At 41.4% G+C, this 20141-nt stretch carries 14 protein-coding genes and 1 riboswitch; all 14 genes read right to left on the reverse strand.

The features are described 5' to 3' along the window. Positions 1–142: 142 nt before the first annotated feature. Positions 143–1747: a CTP synthase gene (locus tag CBM15_RS03020; protein WP_087615677.1), complete on the reverse strand. Its 1605-nt coding sequence runs from the start codon at positions 1745–1747 to the stop codon at positions 143–145. 355 nt (positions 1748–2102) lie between these two features. Then, positions 2103–2687 carry a DNA-directed RNA polymerase subunit delta gene (rpoE, locus tag CBM15_RS03025; protein WP_008404501.1) on the reverse strand — a complete coding sequence of 195 codons (585 nt, stop codon included), beginning with the start codon at positions 2685–2687 and terminating at the stop codon, positions 2103–2105. Positions 2688–3198: 511 nt separating this feature from the next. Continuing rightward, positions 3199–6441, reverse strand: a complete 3243-nt coding sequence (icmF, locus tag CBM15_RS03030) for a fused isobutyryl-CoA mutase/GTPase IcmF (RefSeq protein WP_087615678.1) — start codon at positions 6439–6441, stop codon at positions 3199–3201. Between the two features lie 92 nt (positions 6442–6533). Further along, positions 6534–7169 (reverse strand): TetR/AcrR family transcriptional regulator, encoded by a 636-nt coding sequence (locus CBM15_RS03035; protein WP_087615679.1) that lies wholly within the window; start codon positions 7167–7169, stop codon positions 6534–6536. Positions 7170–7172: 3 nt separating this feature from the next. Further along, on the reverse strand, positions 7173–8309 hold the full coding sequence (locus tag CBM15_RS03040; protein WP_087615680.1) for an acyl-CoA dehydrogenase: 1137 nt from the start codon (positions 8307–8309) through the stop codon (positions 7173–7175). Between the two features lie 41 nt (positions 8310–8350). Continuing rightward, positions 8351–9487 carry an acyl-CoA dehydrogenase gene (locus tag CBM15_RS03045; protein ID WP_087615681.1) on the reverse strand — a complete coding sequence of 379 codons (1137 nt, stop codon included), beginning with the start codon at positions 9485–9487 and terminating at the stop codon, positions 8351–8353. Between the two features lie 9 nt (positions 9488–9496). After that, on the reverse strand, positions 9497–10351 hold the full coding sequence (locus CBM15_RS03050; RefSeq protein WP_087615682.1) for a 3-hydroxybutyryl-CoA dehydrogenase: 855 nt from the start codon (positions 10349–10351) through the stop codon (positions 9497–9499). A gap of 13 nt (positions 10352–10364) precedes the next feature. Continuing rightward, on the reverse strand, positions 10365–11555 hold the full coding sequence (locus tag CBM15_RS03055; protein WP_087615683.1) for an acetyl-CoA C-acetyltransferase: 1191 nt from the start codon (positions 11553–11555) through the stop codon (positions 10365–10367). 298 nt (positions 11556–11853) lie between these two features. Further along, positions 11854–14142 (reverse strand): (Fe-S)-binding protein, encoded by a 2289-nt coding sequence (locus CBM15_RS03060; protein ID WP_087615684.1) that lies wholly within the window; start codon positions 14140–14142, stop codon positions 11854–11856. Positions 14143–14348: 206 nt separating this feature from the next. Beyond that, on the reverse strand, positions 14349–14909 hold the full coding sequence (locus tag CBM15_RS03065) for a cob(I)yrinic acid a,c-diamide adenosyltransferase (RefSeq protein ID WP_087615685.1): 561 nt from the start codon (positions 14907–14909) through the stop codon (positions 14349–14351). A gap of 102 nt (positions 14910–15011) precedes the next feature. Next, positions 15012–16478: an adenosylcobinamide amidohydrolase gene (locus tag CBM15_RS03070; protein ID WP_087615686.1), complete on the reverse strand. Its 1467-nt coding sequence runs from the start codon at positions 16476–16478 to the stop codon at positions 15012–15014. Further along, positions 16478–17476 (reverse strand): FecCD family ABC transporter permease, encoded by a 999-nt coding sequence (locus CBM15_RS03075; protein ID WP_087615687.1) that lies wholly within the window; start codon positions 17474–17476, stop codon positions 16478–16480. Before CBM15_RS03075 ends, CBM15_RS03070 begins: the two co-directional genes overlap by 1 nt. Next, entirely contained in the window at positions 17469–18416 is a 948-nt protein-coding gene (locus CBM15_RS03080) for an ABC transporter substrate-binding protein (protein WP_087615688.1), read from the reverse strand. The genes CBM15_RS03075 and CBM15_RS03080 overlap by 8 nt, the downstream gene beginning before the upstream one ends. A 143-nt stretch (positions 18417–18559) precedes the next feature. Continuing rightward, positions 18560–18748: riboswitch (cobalamin riboswitch) on the reverse strand. Between the two features lie 103 nt (positions 18749–18851). Next, positions 18852–20021 (reverse strand): acyl-CoA dehydrogenase family protein, encoded by a 1170-nt coding sequence (locus CBM15_RS03085; RefSeq protein ID WP_087615689.1) that lies wholly within the window; start codon positions 20019–20021, stop codon positions 18852–18854. Positions 20022–20141: the final 120 nt, after the last annotated feature.

The following is a 20141-nucleotide window of genomic DNA, read 5'->3' on the forward strand; positions in this document are numbered from 1 at the left end:
CCATACTGGTATGGGGGTCGTCTTTTGTATTTTTGAATTTATATGCGCCTCTCTAAAGTAGGTATACAAATTAAGCAGCTCAAACTTTACTATCGTAAAATTGAGCTGCTTTTAATTTTGGAGCTACTTTTGCCCCAACTCTTTATTTTTTATTATTAAATGCTGCGCCAACAAACTCACGGAATAATGGTTGTGGACGTTGTGGTCGTGAAATTAATTCCGGGTGGAACTGACCCGCAACAAAGAATTTCTTCTCTGGTAGTTCAACAATTTCTACTAATTTATTGTTAGGAGATAATCCTGAGAATACCATACCTTCCGCTTCCATTGCTTCACGGAATTCATTATTGAACTCGTAACGGTGACGGTGACGTTCGTATACTAACTCTTCACCATTGTAAGCCGCGCGTGCACGAGATCCTTCTTTTAATTTACATGGATATAAACCAAGACGTAATGTTCCGCCGATATCTGTATCTTCTGTTTGATCTGGCAAGAAATCGATAATCGGATACTTCGTATTTTTGTCCAGTTCTGTTGAATGTGCGCCTTCCAAGCCCATAACATTACGCGCAAATTCTACTGTCGCCATTTGCATACCTAGGCAAATACCGAAGAACGGTACATCGTTTTCACGTGCATAACGGATAGATTGGATTTTCCCTTCAACACCACGGTCGCCGAAACCACCTGGTACTAAAATACCGTCTGCTTGTCCTAGCAACTCATCAACATTTTCCGCTGTAACATGCTCAGCATTGATCCAGTCGATCTCGATATCCGAATTGTATACATAACCTGCATGTTTTAATGCTTCAACAACTGAAATATAAGCATCTTGCAATTCTACATATTTCCCTACTAAAGCGATACGTGTTTTGTGCTCCAAGTTTTTCACTAAATGTACAAGCTCTTTCCAATCTGTCATATCCGCTTTCGGCGCTGTAATACCGAAATGATCAAGAACGATTTGGTCAAAACCTTGTGCATGAAGATTTAATGGAACTTCGTATAAATGTTCTGCATCACGTGATTCGATAATATCAGAAGGTTTTACGTCACAGAATAACGCGATTTTTTCTTTCATGTCCTGCGGCACTGGTTGTTCTGTACGTAATACGATAATATTTGGCTGAATACCTAATGAACGCAATTCTTTTACAGAGTGCTGTGTCGGTTTTGTTTTCATTTCACCAGCAGCTGCAATATAAGGCATTAATGTACAGTGGATGTACATTACATTTTCATGGCCTAAATCACGGCGCATTTGACGAATCGCTTCAAGGAATGAAAGTGATTCAAAGTCACCTACTGTACCACCGATTTCCGTAATAACAACATCAGCAGAAGTTTCACGGCCAGCACGTTGTACACGGTCTTTAATTTCATTTGTTACGTGAGGAATTACTTGAACTGTACCACCATTGTAGTCACCGCGGCGCTCTTTATTTAGTACCGATTGATATACTTTACCTGAAGTAACAGTTGAGTGTTTACCAAGATTAATATCGATGAAACGCTCATAGTGACCTAAGTCTAAGTCCGCTTCTGCACCATCATCTGTAACGAATACTTCACCATGCTGGTATGGGCTCATTGTACCTGGATCAATATTTAAATATGGATCAAATTTTTGAATTGTTACTTCCAATCCACGATTTTTTAATAAACGACCTAATGATGCTGCTACAATCCCTTTACCAAGTGATGAAACTACCCCACCTGTTACGAAAATATACTTTGTCATACAAATTCCTCCTTCTTTTAAAACAAATTAGAAAAACACTCTATTGCTTCCTAAATGCAAGGGAATGTTTTTCTAATAAAGTGAAACTACCAATCATCGGGAATTTTCTCCATCCCCTCGGATTATTAGTTGAACCAATCTGGATTTTACGGGGAGTTGATCTCCCGCGGAGTCTTACCACCCGTTAATGAGGGATTAAAAACGCCTGAAAAAATAAAAAACGCTCCTCCTGCACTATTTTGCAGGGGGAGCGTATAACTTATACGGTCAATCTCCTTTTTAAAGGAGCCCAAGTAAAAGATTATACGGAACTGAAATAGAAGTCAAGCACTTTCAATTTCCAATGTGAAAATACTTATTTTAACTCTTCGTCTTCTTCGTCTAGCTCTTCATCTATTTCTTCTTCATCATCATCCTCGATAATAAATGTATCATCTTCATCGATTAGTTCTTCATCGATGTCAGGATCGATTTCTTCAATGTCTTCTTCAACGAAGTCGATGTCCTCATCCACTTCTTCCTCTTCTTCTTCGTCGTCAACGAATTCATCGTAATCTTCCTCGAATAAAACATCCTCTTCTTCAAGGTCGATAACTTCATCTTCATCTTCGTCGTCAACAGCTTTTGCTTTCTTCTTACGTGTCTTAATTGTTGGCGCTGTTTCTTCTTCGATTGTTTCTACTTTATACCACTCACGTAAACCCCAGCCATTTTCTTGGTTTAATAAAAAACGGCCTTCTACGTTTAAGTCAGTATAAAATTGCACTAAACGTGATTTTAAATCTTCATCCGAAATCCCATTTAATGCTTGAATACCTTTTAATAATTCATTTAATGGCATTGCTTGTTTTTTATCTTCTAATAGTGCGTATGCTAAGTCGATTAATGACTCTTCTGCTAATTGTTCATCTGTCATACCACGAAAGTTCAAATCGTGCACGTCCTTTCCATCCTTACATGTCTATTTATCAATTACGACTCGGCGTAATTGCGTCTGGATTCGTCTTCCAAATCCTTACCATCTGCCGAAGATCTTATACCCGTTCTGCTGTTGCTTGTACAACAACTGGATGGATATAAGCATAATACCCATTATATACAAACATGCTATCACTATGCTAGTTTCATTTCTTGTTTTTTAAATTTGTTACTTTTTTATAGGCAACATAAAATAAAATAAAGGATAAAAGCAGCAAAGGGATTGCTGCTAATTGTCGGTTATATAAAAAGAAGGTTGCAATTAGGCATGCTAAAATTAAAATATAATGTACATACTGTTGCACTATTGCGCACCTTCCTTCATCAGATCGTCCATGTATTTACTAGTATAACGAAAATTTCCGCACTCGTGGTATTCTAAGTTCATTTTTTTGCTTTTTTTTCAAATAACTAAGTAAAAAAGGCTTGTTATTAAGTTGTTTTCTGCAAGTTGCAAACAACAAATCTATCCCTTACATATTACGGCGGTATTGGCCGCCTACTTCATAGAGGGCCTGAGTAATTTGGCCAAGGCTCGCTACTTTAACTGTTTCCATTAGTTCTTCAAAAATATTGCCGCCTGTTTTTGCGACTTCTTTTAATTGATCTAGCGCTTTTTGATTATTTTCCGCATTCGCTTCTTTAAAGCCTTCCAAGTTTGCAATTTGTAGATCTTTTTCTTCTTTAGATGCACGCGCAATCTCCATGTTATTGATCGCTTCTTCAGATGGCGGATTCGGGTTTAAATACGTGTTCACGCCAATAATCGGCAGTTGTCCTGAATGTTTTAAATGCTCATAGTGCATCGATTCTTCTTGGATTTTTCCGCGTTGATACTGTGTTTCCATCGCACCAAGTACCCCGCCGCGATCATTCATGCGGTCAAACTCTTCCAGCACCGCCTGCTCTACTAGTTGTGTAAGCTCTTCGATAATGAATGCCCCTTGTAACGGATTTTCGTTTTTTGATAAGCCGTGTTCCTTTGTAATAATCATTTGAATCGCCATCGCGCGTCGTACCGATTCTTCTGTAGGCGTAGTAATTGCCTCATCGTATGCATTTGTATGCAGTGAGTTACAGTTGTCCTGCAATGCCATCAATGCCTGCAGTGTTGTACGAATATCATTGAAATCGATTTCCTGTGCATGCAGACTGCGGCCCGAAGTTTGAATATGGTATTTAAGCTTTTGCGAGCGGTCATTTGCGCCGTACTTTTCACGCATGACAACAGCCCAGATACGACGTGCTACACGACCGATGACTGTATATTCAGGGTCAAGACCGTTCGAGAAGAAGAAGCTTAAGTTCGGTGCAAAATCATCGATATTCATCCCGCGGCTTAAATAATATTCAACATACGTAAAACCGTTTGCCAATGTAAATGCAAGCTGCGAAATCGGATTCGCTCCTGCTTCGGCGATATGGTAGCCTGAAATGGATACCGAGTAATAATTTCTTACTTTATGATCGATGAAATATTGTTGGATATCGCCCATCATACGCAGCGCAAATTCTGTTGAGAAGATACATGTATTTTGCCCCTGATCCTCTTTTAAAATATCCGCCTGTACGGTACCGCGCACTACTTGCAATGTCTGTTCACGCGTTTCTGTAAATTCTTCCACCGTTAAAGTACGGCCCAACTCCTGTTCACGCTTTTGTACTTGCTGGTCGATTGCTGTATTCATAAACATTGCCAAAATAATTGGCGCAGGTCCGTTAATCGTCATCGATACAGATGTAGAAGGTGCACATAGATCGAAGCCTGCATAAAGTTTTTTCATATCATCCAATGTACAGATGCTTACACCAGACTCCCCTACTTTTCCGTATATGTCAGGACGTGTATGAGGATCTTCCCCGTATAACGTTACTGAATCAAATGCCGTCGATAAACGCTTTGCATCATCGTCTTTAGATAAATAGTGGAACCGTTTATTTGTACGCTCAGGAGTCCCTTCACCCGCAAATTGACGTTTCGGGTCTTCCCCTTCTCGTTTGAACGGGAAAACACCTGCTGTATAAGGGAATTCACCTGGTACATTTTCTTTATACACCCAGCGTAAAATTTCACCGTAATCTTTAAAGTTCGGCAACGCGACTTTCGGAATCTTCAAGCCTGACAGAGACTCGGTACGTAAAATGGTTTTAATCTCCTTATCACGCACTTTCGTAATGAGTTCGTCGCCAGCGTATGCTTCTTTTAATTCATTCCAATTTTTCAGTATACGCTTCGACTCCGCAGTTAATTCATTTTGAACGCCTTCCAGTAAAGAATCAATTGATGCAGTTAATGCTGTTTCACTTTCCGGAAGCAGTGCTTTCGTTCCTTCAAGCTGATACCACTTCGTTGCCAGTAATGCCTGCTGTTCCGCATGCTTATGATAATTTCTGATCGTTTCCGAGATTTCGCGCAAGTAATAGCGACGGTCATTCGGAATAACAATGTTTTGCTTTTGTGTTTTCACAAATTGCTCATACGAAGTTTCCCAATCTAAACCGAACTTCTCATTAATTTTCGCTACAAGAGCCGCAAATAATGAGTTCGTCCCTAAGTCGTTGAACTGTGAAGCGATCGTCCCGAATACAGGCATATGATCAAGCGGTTCTTCCCATAGTTCACGTGAACGCTGGAATTGTTTCTGAACTTGACGCAATGCATCCTCAGAACCTTTTCGTTCAAATTTGTTGATCGCAATCAAATCTGCAAAATCGATCATGTCGATTTTTTCAAGCTGTGTCGGGGCACCGAATTCGCTCGTCATTACATACATCGAAAGGTCTGTATGTTTCGTAATTTCAGCATCCCCTTGCCCGATACCACTTGTTTCAACAAGGATTAAATCAAATCCTGCTGTGCGTACAACATCGAGTACATCACCAATCGAACTTGATAATTCCGTATGCGAGCCGCGTGTTGCCAAACTGCGCATATAAACACGGTTATTAAAGATGGCATTCATACGGATACGGTCACCTAATAAAGCCCCGCCTGTTTTTTGTTTTGTCGGGTCAACCGATATAATGGCAAGTTTTTTATCCGGGAATTCTTGCAGGAATCGGCGGATAAGTTCGTCTGTCAGCGAAGATTTCCCTGCGCCGCCTGTACCGGTAATCCCAATAACCGGTGTGTTTAAGCTTTTAGTTCGTGCAAGCTGCAGCATTTCTTCAATTTCTGCATCCTCGCCAACTTCGGCAGCTGTAATTAAATTCGCCAAAATTTCCGGCGTACCGGTCGAGAGTTTTTCCAAAAGTTCTTTGTAATTCCCTTTTAGTGTAGAAAAATCTGCACCTTCAAGCTTTTTGTTTATCATCCCTTGTAAACCTAATTGGCGCCCATCTTCCGGTGAAAAAATGCCGGCAATGCCGTAATCATGCAGTTCCTTAATTTCGCGCGGCAATATTACACCACCGCCGCCACCGTAAATTTTAATATGTGGTGCCCCTTTTTCGCGAAGCAGATCGTACATATATTTGAAATATTCAATATGACCGCCCTGATATGAAGATAGTGCCACCCCTTGCGCATCTTCCTGTATTGCAGCATTAACCACTTCCTCTACAGAACGGTTGTGACCTAAATGAATGACTTCAGCCCCACTTGACTGTAAAATTCGGCGCATAATATTTATTGAAGCATCATGCCCATCAAAAAGGCTCGATGCTGTGACAAAGCGAATATGATTTTTTGGTTTGTATACTTCAGTTTTCCCCATTTTAATTACCCCTTTGTTATGTTGGAATAATGAAAAATCGCCATGCGAAGCAAACTGTTTAACTAGTTGCTCTACATGGCGATTCTCCTTTCCTAATTTTCAAACTGCATAATGCCTTGTAAAAACATTGTTGTTTGCAATTTTATATATTGATCGATCGTGTATCGTTTTTGCAGTGCCCATTTGCGGAATGCCCAACTTTGCCCCTGTACGACGATGTGGTTTGCTGCTAAATAGATTGCATCTTCAGAAAGCGATAAATTACCGGCCTCCACACAGTCCTTTAATATACGTTCAAAAATAGCGACCATTTCAAGTTCTTTATCGAGAATGTAATGCATCGCAGCTTTTTGCAATGACTTCGTTTCTTGATACATAATCGTAAACTCCTCAGGCATTTGATCAATTAGTAAATAATAATGACGGATCGCCTGTTTCAAACCTTCGATTGTACCTGAATCGGACGGGAAATCGGTTAAGCATTTCGTTACTTCATTGAAGATATTGTCACAAACTAAAAATAAAACATCTTCTTTTGTACGAATATATTCATATAAAGTCCCGATAGAAAAACCGGCTGCTTTTGCAAGTTCCCTTGTAGTTGCACGGTGGAAGCCTTTTTCTTTGAAAAGCTTCACACCAGCATCGATAATTTGCTGACGGCGGGCAATAATTTTATTTTCATCTTTTATTGACGATTGGACGTGCAGCTTATCATTTTTCGCCATAGGCTATTTCGTGATCATACGCGAAATTACAAGGCGTTGGATTTCTTGTGTACCTTCATAAATTTGCGTAATCTTCGCATCGCGCATATAACGCTCTACCGGGTAATCTTTCGTATAGCCATAGCCACCGAAAACTTGAACAGCTTCTGTCGTTACTTTCATCGCTGTATCACCCGCAAGCAGTTTTGCCATTGCCGATGCTTTTCCGTATGGTAAGTCATTTGATTCCAACCATGCCGCCTGGTACGTCAATAAACGTGAAGCTTCAATTTCTGTTGCCATATCCGCTAACTTGAATGAAATCCCTTGGTTTGCAGTAATCGGCTTGCCGAATTGAACACGCTCTTTTGCATAATCAACCGCTGCATCCAATGCACCCTGTGCAATCCCAACCGCTTGTGCTGCAATTCCGTTACGGCCGCCATCAAGCGTTTTCATCGCGATAATGAAACCTTGACCTTCTACACCTAGTACGTTTTCTTTCGGTACACGGCAGTTGTCAAAAATAATCTCTGTCGTTGGAGATGAACGAATTCCTAGTTTCTTCTCTTTTTTCCCTACGGAGAAGCCTGGGAAGTCCGCTTCAACGATAAAAGCAGTCGTACCATTTTTCGCTTCCGGATCTGTCACCGCAAATACGACATAAATATCTGCCACTCCACCATTTGTAATGAAGATTTTCGAACCGTTTAAAATATAGTCGTCGCCGTCTTTTACTGCATATGTTTTCATTCCGCCTGCATCACTGCCTGAACCTGGCTCTGTTAAACCGTAAGCACCGATTTTCTTACCTTCTGCCATTGGACGAAGATACTTTTGCTTTTGCTCTTCGTTTCCGAATTTGAAAATCGGCCAGCCTGCAAGTGATGTATGTGCTGACAATGTTACCCCTGTCGATGCACAAACACGTGATAATTCTTCAACTGCGATACAGTATGCCAAGTAGTCAAACCCTGCTCCGCCGTATTCTTCCGGCCAAGGAATACCTGTTAAGCCTAGCTCGGCCATTTTATCGAAAATGCCGCGGTCAAATTCTTCATGCTCATCGCGGTGCTCTGCTGTTGGTGCTACTTCATTGATTGCAAAATCGCGAATCATTTCGCGTAATTGTTGGTGTTCTTCTGATAATTGAAAGTTCATTTCCCCATGTCCCCTTTTTTAAATATAGTAGAAGGTTTACGTCACCCCATCACATGCTTACTAATGACGATGCGCTGGATTTCGCTTGTACCTTCGTAAATTTGTGTAACTTTTGCGTCGCGGAAATAGCGTTCTACCGGATAGTCTTCGGTATAGCCGTAGCCGCCTAATATTTGTACGGCTTCTATCGCTGTATCCATCGCTGTTTGGGAAGCAAACAGTTTTGCCATCGATGCTTCTTTTCCGCATGACAGCCCTTCACTGCGCATGTTGGCAGCTCGGTAGACGAGCAGTTTCGAAGCTTCCACTGCTGTTGCCATATCGGCAAGCTTGAAGCCGACCCCTTGCTGCTGGGCAATTGGCTTTCCGAACTGGATCCGCTCTTTTGCATAGTCAGTTGCCGATTCCAATGCTGCTTCGGCAATTCCTAAACTTTGAGCTGCAATGCCGATTCGTCCTACATCCAAGTTGGCTAATGCAATTTTAAAGCCATCCCCTTCTTGCCCGAGCAGGTTTTCTGCAGGAACGCGCATGTTTTCAAATGTAAGCTGAACTGTACGAGAACCGTGAAGACCCATTTTTCGTTCGTCTTTTCCGATTATCAGACCTGGTGTATTTTTCTCTACGATAAATGCGGAAATCCCCCGAGAACCTGCTTCCGGATTGGTAGAAGCAAAGACGATATACACATCGGCTTCCCCGCCATTTGTAATAAACACTTTTGCGCCGTCCAGCACATAATGTTCGCTGTCACGAACTGCCCGAGTTTTCAGTGAACCTGCATCACTACCGGCACTTGGCTCTGTTAAACAAAATGCTCCGATCGATTCTCCACTTGCCAGCTTCGGTACATACTTTTTCTTTTGTTCTTCATTGCCGAAATATAATATCGGATTTGTGCCGACAGAAGTATGCACTGATAAAATAACACCCATTACCGCACTTACTTTCGACAGCTCATGGATCGCTATAATGTAGGAAGTAAAATCCATTTCAGCCCCGCCATATTCAGCAGGTGCTGTAATTCCCATCAGACCAAGCTCACCCATTTTCGTAAGCAAATGCCTCGGAAACTCTCCCGCTTCCATCTGCTCGATAAACGGTTCAATTTCGGTTTTAGCAAAATCACGAACCATGTTACGCATCATCAACTGCTCATCAGTAAATTGTAAATTCATAGAAGTCCCTCAGCTTTCGTATATGTAGAACCCTCGACCGCTCTTTTTGCCTAACCAGCCGGCTGCCACATATTTGCGTAATAACGGACATGGACGATACTTACTGTCACCTAGTCCTTCGTGTAAAATTTCCATAATCGACAAGCATGTATCCAACCCGATAAAATCAGCTAATGTTAATGGACCCATCGGATGGTTCATCCCCATTTTCATCACATCGTCAATTGCTTCTTTCGACGCTACGCCTTCATACAATGCATAAATTGCTTCATTGATCATTGGCAGTAAAATACGATTTGAAATAAAGCCCGGGAAATCATTTACTTCCACACCTGTTTTTCCTAGCTGTTTTGTCATTTCAGCAACCGTTTCGTACACTTTATCCGCTGTTGCCAATCCGCGAATAATTTCAACAAGCTTCATGACTGGAACCGGATTCATGAAGTGCATACCAATTACTTGCTCAGGACGTTTTGTCACTGCCGCAATTTCGGTAATCGGTAAACTCGATGTATTCGTCGCTAAAATGGCATGCTTAGGTGCAATTTCATCAAGCTGCTTAAAAATCGATTGTTTAATATCCATGTTTTCGACTGCCGCTTCAATAATAATGTCCGCGTCTTTTGCATCTTCAATCGTCAATGATTTAGTAATTCGAGCTAACACAGCCGATTTTTCTTCTTCTGTTTTACGGCCCTTTTCAACATCGCGTGCCAAATTTTTCGTTATGGTATTTAAACCGCGTTCGAAAAACTCATCCTTCATATCATTCAAAATGACTTCATAGCCTGCCTGTGCACAAACTTGTGCGATCCCGGAACCCATTTGCCCTGCGCCGATGACCATTACTTTTTGAATTGCCATTTATTTCATCCCCTTAGTTTGTTACTTCGATTAATACCGCGTCCCCTTGACCGCCGCCAGAACAAATAGCCGCAATTCCTAGACCGCCCCCACGACGCTTCAGTTCGTAAGCGAGTGTTAAAATAATACGGGCACCACTTGCTCCAATCGGATGTCCTAAAGCTACGGCACCCCCGTTAACATTTACTTTGCTCTCATCCAGTCCGCTAATTTGATTGCTTACAAGAGCAACCGCTGCGAATGCTTCATTAATTTCGATTAAATCAATGTCTGCCAATGTTTTGCCAGATTTTTTTAGCAACTCATTTATTACAAGTCCCGGTGTTTGCGGGAAATCTTCCGGTGCTACCCCTACTTCTGCATGCGCGAGAATTGTTGCAAGTGGCTGACGGTTTTCCTGATGTGCTTTTTCTTCACTCATTAGTACTAGTGCACATGCTCCGTCATTCACACCTGGAGCATTACCAGCTGTAATTGTACCGTCACTGCTGAACGCCGACTTTAATTTTGTTAGCGTTTCCAATGTTGTCCCTGCTCGCGGTGCCTCGTCCGTCTCAATACGAAGTGGTTCGCCTTTACGCTGTGGAATTTCCACTGCTACGATTTCCTCTGCGAATTTCCCTGAGTCCATTGCCGCCAATGCTTTTTCATGGCTACGTACTGCCCATGCATCCTGCTGTTCACGAGAAATCTCATACTTGTTCGCTGTGCTATTGCCGTAAATGCCCATATGCACTTGTTTCGGATGGAAGGCACAAGACAAACCATCATAAATCATGCCGTCTACTAAACTAGCATCTCCCATACGCAAACCAAATCTACCTTTTGGCATATAGTACGGTGCGTTTGACATCGATTCCATTCCACCTGCCACGATCACTTCTTCGTCCCCTAATCGAATAAGCTGATCGGCAAGAGTAACACTGCGCATACCTGAAGCACATACTTTGTTAATTGTTTCGGTTTTCACATTCCAAGGAATTCCCGCTTTTGTTGCAGCTTGCCGTGAAGGGATTTGCCCCTGCCCCGCCTGCAATACGGTTCCAATAATGACTTCATTTACCTCATCTGCTGATACATTGGCCTTCACCAATGCTTCTTTAATTGCAATTCCGCCTAAATCACTTGCTGTTAATGAACTTAATGCACCACCAAATTTACCGAATGGTGTTCGTGCGCCGTCTAAAATGACTGTTCTCGACAATCCATACACCCCTTTGTTTGAATTAATCCGAATTTTGTACATCGCCATCCGTATTGTGAAGTTCCTGCAGGCTATTAATCTATTAGTAACGATCCCCATCATTTACTAATAGAAACACTGTTTGCAGTCTGTAATTAGTAATTCGACTGAACGCTCGCTCAATCAATATTTAGAAAAAAATGAGAGTATTTACTACTCTCATTTCTTCGCTTACTTTCATTGTATTAAAACCAATTTGAATTCGCAACAAATTATTCAAATATACTGACTATAAATTTTATTCTCGTTAATTCTATTTTTACTTGTTTTGGTCGTTATTTTCATTTTCAATAGGTGCCATTTCTGTTGCCACTTGCTGCTCTTCTGTAAGTGATGAAGTTTCAACTGGTGATGCTTGTTTCTCAACTTCAATCGGTTCTACAGGTGCAGCAACTGTTTCTTCTACTACTTCTTCTTGCACTTGTTGAACTTGCACTTTTTCCGGTGTTCCGAATACTGCACGCTCTAAAATTTCAGCAATATCGTAAGTGCCGACTGTATCTTCCACTTCTTTTGCTTTCGTTCCATCCGAAAGCATTGTTAAACAGTAAGGACAGCCTGAAGAAATAACCGATGCCTGTGTTGCAATTGCCTGTTCTGTTCGTGCAACGTTAATACGGTTTCCGACATGCTCTTCCATCCACATTAAGCCACCGCCGGCACCACAGCACATACCGTCTTCACGATTACGCTCCATTTCAACTAGCTTCACGCCTGCAATACCTTTTAAAATTTCACGTGGCGGGTCGAATACATCATTATAGCGTCCTAAGTAACATGAATCGTGGAATACAATCGTTTCATCCACACGGTAATCCATTGTTAAACGGCCTTCCTGAATCAGATCGTATAGTAATTCTGTATGGTGAAGTACTTCACCTTTCCAGCCGAAATCCTGATACTCATTTTTGAAAATGTTGTATGCGTGCGGGTCAATCGTTACAATTTTCGTCACGCCATTTTTCTCAAATTCGTCAATGTTGGCTGTTGCAAGCTCCTGGAACAGGAATTCGTTACCTAAGCGGCGTGGTGTATCTCCTGAGTTCTTTTCTTTGTTACCTAAAATGGCAAACTTAACGCCTGCTTTATTCATTAATTTAGCGAATGCCAATGCAATTTTTTGTGAGCGGTTATCAAATGAACCCATTGAACCGACCCAGAATAAATATTCCATTTCTTCGCCTGATTTTTTCAATTCTTTTACTGTTGGAACGTGTACTGTTTCGTCCAGTTCTCTCCAGTTTTCTTTTTCTTTACGGTTTAAGCCCCATGGATTTCCTTGGCGCTCAATGTTTGTCATTGCACGTTGAGCATCCGGATTCACTTTACCTTCTGTCATTGTTAAATAACGTCGTAAATCAATAATTTTATCAACATGCTCATTCATTACCGGACATTGATCTTCACAGTTACGGCATGTTGTACAAGCCCAGATTTCTTCCTCTGTAATAACATCGCCGATTAATGACGGGCTGTAAATGTCTTCGATTACTGCACCTTCAGCACCAGCAGCCATTGCCAATTGGTTACCTTGTGTATTATTAAAGAATGAGAATGGTACCCAAGGCTTTTTCTTTAGCTCAACTGCACCGGTAAATGTTAGATGGTCTCGTAATTTTACGATCAGGTCCATCGGTGACAGCATTTTTCCTGTACCTGTTGCCGGACACATATTCGTACAACGTCCACATTCTACACATGCATACAGATCAAGCATTTGCTTTTGCGTGAAATCGTGAATTTTTCCGACTCCAAGCGGCGGCATACTTTCTTCATCTTCCGCTTCCTCCAATGCAGCAAAATCGATTGGACGTAATGTGCCAATACGGTCTTGACGGTTGTAATAAACGTTGAAAATTGATGTAATTAAGTGGAAGTGCTTACCTTGCGGGATATAAACAAGGAATGCTAATAACGCCAACAAGTGTGCCCACCACATAACGAAGAACAAGACAGCAGCAATCGTCGGATTCATCCACTGGAATACCCAGGCAATTGCAGATGCTACTGGTTCAGAACCTGTTAAACTATGTTCCTGCCATATTAAATAAAAGCCGTTGCCAAATAATGTGGCAAACATCAGGATTGCTAAAAACATATACACTAAGCCATTTTTAAAACCTTGCTTTAAACGCGCAAGCTTTTCCATATAACGACGGTAAAATGCAACCGCAACTGCGATTAAAATTGTTAGTACAACTAACTCCTGTGTAAATGTAAATACCGGATACAGGCCGCCGAGCGGTAAATGTGAACCTGGCGCCAGACCTTTCCAGATTAAATCGATTGCTCCGAATTGAACCATTAAAAATCCATAGAAAAACAGAACGTGTACAAGACCCATCTTCTTATCTTTTAATAGTTTTGACTGGCCGAATACTTTCTCGACAATATCCGACATACGTTCAGAAAATTTGTGATTGAACTCTTCTTTGCGACCAAGCTGAATGTAGTCATAACGTGTTTTCAGCAAATATGCGAATAACCCCAGCGCATAAAGTAACACGGCGAAAAATGCAATCCAGTTAATGATTAAAAATGTATTCATCCTTTTCCCCCCTAGAATACGAAGCTTTAAACCCCTTTGTTTATCTCATACACCCCGATAAACTATTTTTCCATATTAAACTATAAACCCATTGTAATAATGAATGAGCATTCAGTCAACAGATTTCGTCATTTATTCTGAAAATTAAATCAAAATATAAAAAATGCTAGTTAGACGATTTTACCGTCTTAACTAGCATTTTTCGTTCATTTAAATACGTCGCCACTACGAATATATTCAACATCCTGAATCGATAATCGATAGTTTACAACACGTGCTGCAGCAAATAAATAATCCGATAATCGGTTTAAATATTTTTGTACAACTGGTGAAACATCTTCAATTTCTTTCATTAAAGATACAGTTTCGCGTTCCGCACGGCGGGTAACTGTTCGAGCGATATGCAGTGTAGCTGCTGCAGGCGCTCCCCCTGGTAAAATGAAACGTTTTAATGGTGGCGCTTCTTCGGAAAGTGCATCGATACGGTTTTCCAAAACAGTGATCGGTTCTTCGGTAAGTTTGTAATGGCGTTCTTTCATAACATTTGCCAAGTCCCCGCCCCCATCAAATAATTCATGTTGAATGGCTGTTAAGTCGTCAATCAAATCCTTGAACTTTTCTTGATCCAATTCACTGACAGCTTTACCGATAAATGAATTCAGCTCATCAATTGTCCCGTATGCTTCAACACGCAGATGGTCTTTATCAACACGTCCTCCAATAATGCTCGTCTTTCCTGTATCGCCTTGCTTTGTATATAATTTCATCCATCCTCACCCTTTCGATTTAGTATTCTAGACTTTTGGAAAATTTCCTTTAAGTATTTTGACACTCTTTTTCCATGCGCACGCTTTTCACTTTAAGTTTTTTCACTTATTATAATGCTGTTTATATTTCTTAATCGCCTCGATCGTCACTTCAAAAACGACTCGGCCGATCAGTTTGCCGATTTCTGTAATAGGTCCGGCATACGGCATTTCTTCACCCTGTTGGGTAGCGGCAATCAATAGACTGTCCGTTGCGGTGCTTGTTGCTATCGTATTTGTTACTGAATCTTTTATTTGCTGATCTGCTAATGCTTTCGTTTTGGCTTCTGTTGCCGTAATCATCGCCTGAATAAATGCTTCATCTGTCAGCTTACCATTAATGATTACCCATGTATTAATCGTACCGATATGTGGCTCTTCTTCGCGCAAATATGTTTTCGTAACGTCAACACTGTTACCTACCCCTGCTGTTACCATGACAAGGATTTCTGCATTATTTTTCGAGAAATGACGAATTGCCGCGCAGCTTGTTTCCACGGCTGTCAGCATGACGACCGTATTTGTTGGAGAAAACGTGCGCTCTTTCAAAAATTGCTCCGTTTCCTCTTTCACATTATAAATATCGTATTCAGGAGCAATGGAACGGTTGAGTAATGTGTCATACCAGCCTATGCCGGCATTATGCACAGCTGATGAAATTACTTTTAGCGGTGCCTGTGCCCGATATTCGATATAGTCTTTAGTTATTTGAAACTTGTTGATATGGATTGCCGCAGCTTTTCGTTCCATTTCATTCGTTGGCAGCATCGTAATTTGCGGTTTTGGCAGCTCCGGATGGGGATATGTCGCAATTCGAGCCTGATACACATCGGCAATCTGTTCTTGCAGCACGACTTCATGCGGTTCGCCAAACGCCCGTACTTCACCATTTTCCAATAGCAGCAGCTCATCACAATAAAGCGATGCCAAGTTAATATCATGGAAAATCGAGACAACTGTCAGCCCATGCATCTCAACTTGCATCCGAATCATATCCAAAATCTGCTTTTGATGGGCGATATCCAAATGGTTTGTCGGTTCATCCAATAGAAGCAGCTCCGAATTTTGTGCAAGTGCCTGTGCGATAAATACCCTTTGCTGCTCGCCGCCGGATAAAAACTCCAAATACTGATTTTTATATTGCGAAACACCTGTGCTTTCCATCGCCCGCTGTACCGTCGTTTCATCTTCTTCCGTCCAAGATGAAAAAAAACCGCTCTGATGAGGGTAGCGTCCTAACGAAACCGCATCATATACACTGTTCGTAAATGCGCTTGCATTTAATTGGGGGAGTACGGCCATCTTTTTCGCTAATTGCTTGTTATCATAGCTTTTAAGAGGTTTCTCTTCAATGAAAATTTCGCCTGTTTCACATTTCAGCACACCACTGATCATCTTCAGTAATGTCGATTTTCCGCTGCCGTTTGGACCAAGAATCCCGAGAATTCTTCCTTTTTCCACGTGAAACGTCATATTTTTCACAACCGTTTTCCCACCGTAACCGCCGGATAGATTATTTACTTTTAACATTATGCAACAACCTTTCTACGTTGCTTGAAGAAGATATAGGCAAAGACAGGTGCGCCAATAAAGGAAGTAATAACACCAATCGGCAGTTCAATAGGGGAAATAATTGTACGTGATACTAAGTCACAAATGACGAGCAGGCTTGCACCGTTCAAAAACGACAATGTCAATAAATGTCGATGGTCTGCTCCGATTAGCAGGCGAATCATATGCGGTACTACTAATCCGACAAATCCAATTGTCCCGGATGCAGCAACAGCCGCTCCTGTTAGGATGGAACCACCCGCCAATATCATATACTTGCTGCGCTTAACATTTACCCCTAAATACTGGGCACGCTCTTCTCCATAAATCATCGCATTCAATTCACGGCGAGTCAGCCAAATAATTGCCGTACCAAGCACCATAAATGGTAGCACCATCCGGACATATGGCCACCCTCGCATCGATACACTTCCTAGAAGCCAGCCGATGATTTCTCGTAGCTGTTCACCAGTAAGTGCGACCATTAAGGAAATACAGGACCCTAAAAACGAGCTGAAAATAATTCCCGTCAAAATCAGCGTCTCCATTTTCATCGAACGGTCAACAAGTCTGGCAAATGTCAGGACGATGATCATCGTAAATGCAGCTCCAGCCATACTGAATACCGGCAATGTGAATACACCGAGCACCGGTATGGAAATGCCTAAAAAGATTGTCATTACCGCACCTACCGAGGCTCCTGATGAAATACCTAATGTGTATGGATCTGCCAAAGGGTTTTTAAGCAACCCTTGGAATGCTGCCCCCGCAATTGCTAAAGAAGCCCCGATTAATGCGGCTAAAATGACGCGGGGCATTCGGATTTTCCACAAAATACTGTATGCAACCGGATCTGTAGTTTTATCCCACAATGTCGAAAACGGAATATTAACAGACCCGAACGAAATGCCAATCCATATACTGCTTAAAAGCAATCCAATCGATAGTACATAGGCGATTGAATATTTTTTATTCATTGAATACCTCTGGATAAATTGCTTCTCCTATTGATTCAATACCTTCTACAATACGCGGACCTTGTCGACTTGTCGTATCGCTATCGACTAATTTCACATTGGCGTTTTTCACAGCATCCATTTCTGCATATGCATCATTTTCCTCGATTGCTGCCAAGTCGTTTTCATATGTTACTAAAATGATATCCGGATTGCTCTTTACAAATTGCTCCGAGCTGTACTGCGGCCACCCGAGTTCCGGAACGGCATTTTCTACATTTAATACTTCAAGCATTTCACTAATGAACGTCTCCTGTCCAGCAACATATAGTTTTGGATCTGTCCCAACAACAACAAATACGGACTTCTCTTCCAGGTCGGCTACTTTCACTTCAATTTCTTCAATCCCCTCTTTAATGGAGGCGATCATTTCTTCTGCTTCTTTTTCTTTATTCGTCAGCTTGCCAATTTGTTCGATTGTTTCATATGTTTCTTCAAATGTTTTCGCATCTTTTACAACAAATACAGGAATTCCTATTGATTCAAGCTGAGCAATCGCCTGTTCATTGAAACTGTACAATCCCGATTCATGTGCGACAACTAAGTCGGGCTGCAGACTGATTATTTGTTCTAGATTAAATTCCATGCCGCCAACTGATTCTTTAGATAATGCTGCTTCAGGATATGTATCATTGTCGTTCACAGCGATAATTTCATCGTTTAACCCTAGTCCGAATAAAATTTCCGTATTGGATGGAGCCAATGTAATAATGCGCTCTGGTGCTTTTTCAAGCGTGATTTCTTTGTCCAAGGCATCTTTTATAGTTACCGGGAATTGTGCTGCTTCAGTTACTTCTGTATTGTCTTTTGCTGATTGTTCATCTGTTGCTTTTTCCGAGTTGCATGCCGCCAATGTTAATGTAAGTAATGCTGCGGAAGATAGCAGTTGCCATTTTTTCAAAATAAATAACCTCCAAAAATTTCGTTGTATAATTTTCTACAAAAATAAAAAGCTTCCTACTAAAAATGAAGGAAGCTTTACGTATGCAAATAAAATTCAATGGAAAAAGAATTTATCCGCCACATCCTATCCTCGTAGGTTTATTTTAGGGCATTATAAAGGCAGGTCTCCTGGCTTATGCATAACGTTGATAAACGCCTTCCCGAAAGTTTTTCAGTGGCATACTGCTCTCAACTAGCATTTACAGTGGCGGGACCGCATCGGAATTGCACCGATTTCCCTTTTACTCCTTACTCTATCAGTGAGCAAGAACCTTTATCGTCCATATAAAATTAATAGCTCTATTATAGCTGATATTCAGAAAAATGTGTGCTCAATCGCCAAAGTTTCAGATAATTCTTCTTATTTCGCTGAAATTACGAATAAAAGAATTGCTTACCCCTTTGCTTTTAAGCTTTTTTCAATTGCCGTTTCAGCTAAACGTTTAATCGTAATGTCATCCATTGGCGGATTGTGCAGACCTGCACGGACATCACGGTAATAGCGTTGAAGCGGATTTGATCTTTGCAGGCTTTTTGCCCCAACAAGACGCATCGCTTTATCGACAACTTCGATTGCTGTATTTGTCACTACATGTTTCGCAATATTAATTTCATTGACTAGTGTCGCCTTTTTAATCGGGTCATTATATAGTCCCGCAACTCCGTAAATCGTAAAGCGTGCTCTCGTCAACGCCAAATCCATTTCTCCGATCAGCGTTTGTACATTTGGCAGCTGGGCAATCGTTCCTTGAATACTGTTCGGGGAATGGCTATTCGCAAAATTAACTGCGTAATCTCGTGCAGCCTGGGCAATGCCTAAATAGGTTGCCGGGATAAGCAGCAACCAGCCGTTCAGTTTAAATCCGGTTGAATAATTCGGAATTTCCACTAAGTTTGTTTTATCAACTCGTACATTATCGAGCACTAAATCATCGCTTCCCGTACCACGCATTGACGCAACATCCCATGTATTTTCGACCGATACCCCTTCTGTCGTTTTCGGAACGAGGAAAAATCCTAGCTGTCCCTCATCTTCAATCCATGCCGAAACTAAAAAATAGTCGAGGTCCGGTGCACCGCTCGTATAGTTTTTACGTCCATTAATTACATAATAATCCCCATCACGTTTTGCTGAAGTTCCCGGTCGTCCGCCACGTACTGGACTTCCCATCGCAAACTCGCTTACCGCACGATTGACTGTCGCGCCATTTGCAACCTGTTTACCAAACCAGTCGAGCTTTTGTTCATCCCAGTAACGATTTTCAAAAATCTCGCCTACATTTTGAATTGTCCACGAAACAGCCAGCCCGGTGCTTCCGCAATAGCTCGCCAATGTTTCCTGCAGTAATAGCGCATCATAGACTGTGAAGCCATCCCCGCCATATTCCTTTGGCAGCGTTATTTTTGTATAGCCGATTTCACGCAGCTTCCGGAAATTTTCAAATGGAAATGTTGCTTGTTCATCTGTTTGCTGAGCATTTTCTTTCACGCTCTCTGATATTGTTTCTAACTTTTTCAGCCATTGTTGCTGCTCGTCGGTTTGAATAAATAATTCCTTGCTCATGGAAAGCACCACCTCATATTTATTGTCCTGTATATAGAAGTCAAATTTAATAGTACGTTTCGGTAAATTACAAGTCAATAGATATCCCCAGTTCCTTTATAGGGATTACACTAGATACGT

It is taken from the genome of Solibacillus kalamii (assembly GCF_002174535.1).
GTDB lineage: Bacteria > Bacillota > Bacilli > Bacillales_A > Planococcaceae > Solibacillus > Solibacillus silvestris.

Coding starts and splice junctions, on each gene's coding strand:
- CBM15_RS03035 (WP_087615679.1), bottom strand. CDS start 7,169: ATGGCGAAAAATGATAAGCTGCACGTCCAATCGTCAATAAAAGATGAA.
- CBM15_RS03020 (WP_087615677.1), bottom strand. CDS start 1,747: ATGACAAAGTATATTTTCGTAACAGGTGGGGTAGTTTCATCACTTGGT.
- icmF (WP_087615678.1), bottom strand. CDS start 6,441: ATGGGGAAAACTGAAGTATACAAACCAAAAAATCATATTCGCTTTGTC.
- CBM15_RS03045 (WP_087615681.1), bottom strand. CDS start 9,487: ATGAATTTACAATTTACTGATGAGCAGTTGATGATGCGTAACATGGTT.
- CBM15_RS03065 (WP_087615685.1), bottom strand. CDS start 14,909: ATGAAATTATATACAAAGCAAGGCGATACAGGAAAGACGAGCATTATT.
- CBM15_RS03050 (WP_087615682.1), bottom strand. CDS start 10,351: ATGGCAATTCAAAAAGTAATGGTCATCGGCGCAGGGCAAATGGGTTCC.
- CBM15_RS03075 (WP_087615687.1), bottom strand. CDS start 17,476: ATGAATAAAAAATATTCAATCGCCTATGTACTATCGATTGGATTGCTT.
- CBM15_RS03085 (WP_087615689.1), bottom strand. CDS start 20,021: ATGAGCAAGGAATTATTTATTCAAACCGACGAGCAGCAACAATGGCTG.
- CBM15_RS03060 (WP_087615684.1), bottom strand. CDS start 14,142: ATGAATACATTTTTAATCATTAACTGGATTGCATTTTTCGCCGTGTTA.
- CBM15_RS03070 (WP_087615686.1), bottom strand. CDS start 16,478: ATGTTAAAAGTAAATAATCTATCCGGCGGTTACGGTGGGAAAACGGTT.
- CBM15_RS03040 (WP_087615680.1), bottom strand. CDS start 8,309: ATGAACTTTCAATTATCAGAAGAACACCAACAATTACGCGAAATGATT.